Source organism: Chryseobacterium sp. (assembly GCF_022712095.1).
Classification (GTDB): Bacteria; Bacteroidota; Bacteroidia; order Flavobacteriales; family Weeksellaceae; genus Chryseobacterium.
On the sequence record NZ_JALAHD010000078.1, the window covers coordinates 1 to 6,079 of the forward strand.

The window sequence follows — 6,079 nt, forward strand, 5'->3', positions numbered from 1 at the left end:
AACTGAATGTTAACTAATAAATAATTAAACAATAAGAAAAAACTGAATTAATCCATAGGGTTAAAGTATTTTTCCTGCCTCAGAAATGGTATTAAAAATATAATCAGGATGTGCTTGAACCAATTCATACTTTTTTTGAGCACCGGAAAGAACACCAATAGTAATTCCGCAGCCTGCGTTTTTTCCTTCTTCAATGTCGATGACGGAATCTCCAGCTTTCAAAACATGCTGAGGATCATGAATATTAAATTTCTTCATGGCAAGATGAATCATTTCAGGGTTTGGCCGGCTTTCTGAAACATCATCAGCTGTAATTAAGGCGTCATAATGAAGATTTTCTTTCCAGCCTAGCTTTTCCAAAAGCTGAATGGCGATTGCTGACGTATAGCCCGTATTTAAAACAATCTTTTTATTTTTGGCTCTTGTATTCAGTAAAAAATCTTCTACGCCATTAATAGGCTTTACATTTAAATTCTCATAAGCACTTTTCAGTTTTTCTGAAAACTTCTCAAAAATTGATTGAGTATGCTTTTCATTTCCCCCAATTTCCTTTAAAAGATCACCAATGGCTTCAAATTTCTCTTTTCCTGCACAGCTTGATAATACCTTTTCCAGGGATACCTTATATCCTGAATCGTTTACCGTCTGCATTAGTGTTTTATACACTACATTATCTTCATCAATGGTGGTTCCTGCCATATCAAGAACCAATAATTCTATATTCTTCATTATTTTGAGTATATTTTATCAATATTAAATTTCGAGAATCCTCCGCTGCCTGTCATCCCTTTTCCTCCGATTCCGGTTATGATATGGATGTTGGGAGAAGGTTCATATTCAAAAATATCCTGGTTTTTACATTGAGAATAAACCCCAAACCATCTTCTTTGAATTTCGTAAGTGGGAAGATCTATGATTTTTTTTGCTTCATTAATCATAAATTCGTCAATTTCCATATTCAGATCATATCCCAAGGTGTCGGAATTTTTAGCATCAGCATATTCATGGGAATCACCCAGAATGACAGAACCGTCAAGAGCCTGTTTAAACAGAATATGGACACCGAATTTTTTTTCAAAAGAAAGACTGTCTTCTTTAGCCTTAATCTGTTGGTAAGAAGGGCATTCTCTGAAAGATTCATATCTTCTGATTGTTAATCCTGTCAAGATATTTCCCTTCAGAGAATACTTTCCCTGAGGTTTTGTCTGGAGCATCTGCAGCTTGGTGACTTCCAGGTCACTCTCATTAAATACATCGGGATAAAGTGTTTTAAACTCATGCCCTCCACAGATTATGATCTTTGAAGCCTTAAGGATTTTTCCCTCTGTGGTAAAAACAGTACAAGTGTCAATATCTTCGAAAGTCTCCATAACAGTAGTGTTATAGAAAATTTGAAGTTTCAGTTTTTCTTTTAGGAAAGTCTGAAGTTTAACGATCATATCTGAAGAGTCCACAGAAAGTTCCTGAGGAAAAAATAAACCGCCTTTACAATACTCAGAACGTAGTCCGTCATATTTTTTTATGCATTCACCTTTTGTGAGAAGAACAGATTCGTAATCATTATGCTTATTAATCTCATGAAGCTCTTGGATGAGCTGCATTTCCTCATCATTAGAGGCGATATAAACAGACCCGTGCTGGCGGATGGTTAAGTCTGTCTGAGCCTGTAATTCCTGATATAAATGTAAGCTTTCTCTTCCGAAATTCTGCCATTTCAAATCCATACCGGACGGAACTACCTGTCCGAAATTCCTTACGGTAGCTCCCTGCGGTAAAGAATTTCTTTCCAGCAATGCTACTTTAAGATTCTTTTTTAAAGCGTGGTAAGCATGGAATGTTCCCAAAATTCCGCCTCCTACGATGATTAGATCAAATTTTGTTGTCATTTTATAATTTAATTTCTTTATATAATTTTTGAAGGATCAAGATGGATATAAGGCTGAGGTTTCAATTTTTTTTTAAAGGCTAAAAAAGCAATGATCAGAGCAACTAAAACAATAATAACGATACTGTAATTAAGCCCTATATAAAAGTTGAGCCATGAAACCTGAGGTGAACCGAAGTTTTTATATAATAAGATTAGCACACTGCCTAAATATCCGAAAGAATCCACAAAGTAAATCAGAAAACCTACATTCCCGTTAATTTCGAATGCAGCGATCATCCGGTCGAAATAAATTCCGTTAAAAGGAATGTAGCAAATATACATTCCAAAACCTGAGAGCACCATCCATGCAAAAGGAGATAGCAGACTGGCAGTGAATAAATAGGTTGAGATTCCTACAACGGAAATCCCAAGTAAAAGAATGTAATGGTATAACTTAAAGGCTTTTTTGTTATCCTTTACTTTAACCATAAAACTCAATATAATAAGAACCATGATGGCGATGGGAATTTCTGTTAAAGTAAAAATGGAACTGTCTGTTTTGGAACTGATACTGTCCCATATTTCTCTACTGAAATTATCTCTGAAATCCCTTAAAATAGTGAGACTTACATATAAAAAGGTAATACAGATGATAGGAATTAAAAATCGCTGCAGTAGTCTTCTTCTTTCAATTCTGTTAAGTGGCTGTCTTTTACTTTTTAGTTTAATATCTTCCTGAGTGGGTTTAGGAATTCTTTCCAGAAGAAATCCAAAAATAAATAGAGGAATGATAAAAATCAATCCGGATACGAAAGGCATCCAAAATTCTGAAACTCCGAAATGATCCATGAGATATTTTCCTGTAGATTTCATGAATCCGGAGGAAACAACAAAGCTTGAGCATAGGAAAAGGCCTATAATTTCAGTAGTTTTTCTTCCTTCTATATAAGAAAAAACAATTCCCCAGATCATTCCCAATGGTAAACCGTTGAGAAACATGAAAATAATATTATAAGGTGGCGGAACAAGAGCAAAGCCGAGTAATGCCAGCTCTGCAATACCTATAAACAGGAATAAATAGAACATTCTTTTTTCAGGTTTTAATTCTGAAATAAAACGGATGCCCATGAATTTAGAGATGAAATAACCGATTACCTGTGCAATAATAATCAGTAATTTATAATCTACACCGAAATAGGATATCCCTTCAAATGAAGCTACGGTAAATGGTTTTCTGAATCCATACATGCAGAAGTAAACACCAAAAGCAAAGAAAGCGGCTTGTAAGGTAACCTGTGTTTTTTTATTAATAAGATCAGCCATATAAAATGAATTAAAAATTAAGTTTTATACCCAGGTTTCCTCTTACTCCATAATATTCTACCTGTTCAGGGCGATCCTGGTTTTTTCCGAAATGATAGATCAACGGGTTATTTAAAATGTTGTTGAGATCTGTGTATAAAGTCAGGTATTTGGTGACCTGATAAGAAGCTCCAAAGTCAAGGCTGCTGTATTTTCCATAATAAGTGTCATTGATATCTTCTTCTGCATATTCCACAGCATATTTTCCTTTATAATTAAAAGCAAGTCGTGCGTTGAATCCTTTTTTCTCAAAAAAGAGCTGGATATTATATAAATTGTTGGCCTGATAAGGAAGTGCCACTTTTCTGCCACTTGGTTTTTCCATTTCAGAAGTCATGAAAGTAGCATTTACCTGTGCTCCGAAATATTGTAAAATTCCCGGCAAGAAATCAAATCTTCTGTTGATGCCAAGTTCGATTCCTCCCAGCCATGCTGCACTTCCGTTATTAGGAGCAGAAAACTGTACTCCGTTAATTCCGTTATAGGGACCTATGAAAGAATCCTGAAAAATAGGATCAGTAATGGATTTATAGAAAAGCCCTCCGCTGAGAATACCTACATTGGGAAAATAGTATTCTCCCATGAGGTCCAGGTTAAGAGAATAAGTAGGGTTAAGATTTGGATTTCCTCCTTGATAAGTATTATCGGCCTCTATATAAGTTCCTCCGGGAGTGATGTCTCCAAAGTTGGGTCTTGAAAATGTTCTTGTAAGAGCAAAGCGGAGATTGGTTTTATCATTCAGGGTATATTTTACATGCAACATAGGTAGAACTGCAAGATATTTTTTTGTGCTTTCTACAGGAGTTAAAGTATTTTCGATTACATTATAACCTTTTACTTTGGTTCTGGTATCAGATAATCTTATTCCTCCAAGGATGGTAATTTTATCATTGATTTTGTAAGTTCCCATTCCATAAGCATCTGCATGAGTTTCAAAGACATCAAAGTTTCTACCTAAAGCTTTATTGTATTCCAGAGCTTCCGAGTCAGAAGTATTTATGGCTAGATTAGATTGATTTTGAGACCAGAATTGGTTCATTCCTCCTGTAGATAAAACCGGTCCGAAAGTATTTCCTATATGGGCATTTAATTCACTTAGATATTGAGTACCGTTAGGCTGAGTAATAATATATTGTCCGTAGCTGGATAAAAAAGGAGCTGTCCCGTTATTCCAATTATAAAAGATATCGGAGAATCTTGCGTTCCTTTCCTTATCTCTGAATTTGAACCCATATTTTAATGTTAATTTTTCTGAAGCATTGATTTCGTGATTGAAAGCTGCCACTATCTTATCTTTTTCTTTAATAAAAACTTTATACAACTCTATATCTGTAAAGCTCATTTTAGAAGCGTCCATTCTGAAATTCGGATCACTGTAAAAACCAAATAATGCATCTGTATTTTTATAATCAAGTATACCTCCGTCGGCTTTCCAGTAGGCTCTTGGTCCGTTTCCATGATCAGCGATATAATCAGGATTAATACCCACACCGGATTGAGTAAATTTTACGACATAGTAAGAATTGTTTTGTTTGTCAGGAATATTTCCATATTTAAATTCATTGTCATAATAAGAAAGATCCCAGTCGATTTTTCCTTTGTTCAGCTGATGATTTCCGCCTAAAGAGAAAGAGGTAAGCTGAGTGATCAATTTATTGTGGATATTCTGAAGTTCAACACGTGCCGTATTATTATCCGAATTGAATTTATCAAATCGTATCCTATGCTTATAATGGGTTTCATCATCCGCTAGTGTTCCATACATTCCTTTCAGGTAAAGGGTACTCTTAGGAGAAAGAACGTATTCAAAAGCAGTATTGATTCCTGTCGTGCTTCTGGTTCCGTTATAATCCCTTAATTCCATCCTGAAAACCCCTTCGTCACCACTTCTTCTGGCTTCAAAATTATCAGTGGACCAGTTTCTTGTAAAGTGGGCTATATTAAATAAATATCCGAACTTTTTATCCTTTGTTCTGCCACCATATAACAACCCCAAATTATAAATTCCTTTATCTGCTTTGGCATTGTAACCGGCTCCTAATGTGATTTTTAGCTCGTGTTTCATGGGAGGGGTTTTTGTAATGAAGTTAATCCCTCCACCGATTCCGTCAGCTTCCATATCCGGAGTAAAAGATTTATTTACATGGACATAGGAAATCAGCTCAGTTGGAAAAAAGTCGAAGGCTGTAGCTCGGGAGATTGTTTCTTCCTCCGCAGTCGGCAAGCGGTTTCCGTTAATGGTTGTAGATGCCCAAAAGGGAGGAAGCCCTCTTAATGATACAAATCTTCCCTCACCCTGATCTCTTTCAATAGAAACTCCCTGAACGCGCTGAACGGTTTCTGCTGCGTTTCTGTCCGGTAATTTTCCAATTCCGTCTGCCGCGATGACATTGGTTATGTTTACTGCATTTTTTTGGAGATTTAAAGCTCTTGCTTCACTGTTTTTTAAAGTAGAAGTCATGACAACTTCATCTATACTTTTTTGTTTGGCTGTCATTTGAATAAAGCCTATATTTTTAACTTCTTCATGAGAGCGAAGATCTACCGGAAGGGTTTTGGACTGATAACCAATATACCCAATTTCTATAGTGTATGATCCTGATTTTAAACCGTTTAAAGAGAATTTTCCTTCAATGTCGGTGACAGTGCTCTTAGAGCCTCCTTTTAAGGAAACAGTTGCTCCGGGAAGAGGTTGATTATCATCCAATACCACTCCGGTAACAGAGAACTTTTGTGCAAAAGAAGAGAGGGAAAGAAGAATCAGGAAAAAAGTGAAAAAGTAATTAGGTTTTGCTTTCATATTTACATATATTAAACTTTCTGTGCAAAACAAGTCAATAATTTTAATAT

At 35.7% G+C, this 6,079-nt stretch carries 4 protein-coding genes; all 4 read right to left on the reverse strand.

What is annotated here, in order from left to right:
- Nucleotides 1–60: 60 nt before the first annotated feature.
- Genes Q0A18_RS03610 through Q0A18_RS03625 form a run of 4 tightly spaced genes read right to left on the reverse strand, consistent with a single transcriptional unit; the run spans nt 61 to nt 6,029 of the window.
- The gene (locus Q0A18_RS03610) at nt 61–729 is read right to left on the reverse strand and encodes a phosphonatase-like hydrolase (RefSeq protein WP_292008809.1); all 669 of its coding nucleotides are present in this window, start codon (nt 727–729) and stop codon (nt 61–63) included.
- Entirely contained in the window at nt 729–1,886 is a 1,158-nt protein-coding gene (locus Q0A18_RS03615; protein WP_292008810.1) for a TIGR03364 family FAD-dependent oxidoreductase, read from the reverse strand. Before Q0A18_RS03615 ends, Q0A18_RS03610 begins: the two co-directional genes overlap by 1 nt.
- A gap of 17 nt (nt 1,887–1,903) precedes the next feature.
- A complete protein-coding gene (locus Q0A18_RS03620; RefSeq protein ID WP_292008811.1) occupies nt 1,904–3,190 on the reverse strand; it encodes a DUF5690 family protein in 1,287 nt (428 codons plus the stop codon).
- A 10-nt stretch (nt 3,191–3,200) separates the two neighbouring features.
- Entirely contained in the window at nt 3,201–6,029 is a 2,829-nt protein-coding gene (locus tag Q0A18_RS03625) for a TonB-dependent receptor (protein ID WP_292008812.1), read from the reverse strand.
- Nucleotides 6,030–6,079: the final 50 nt, after the last annotated feature.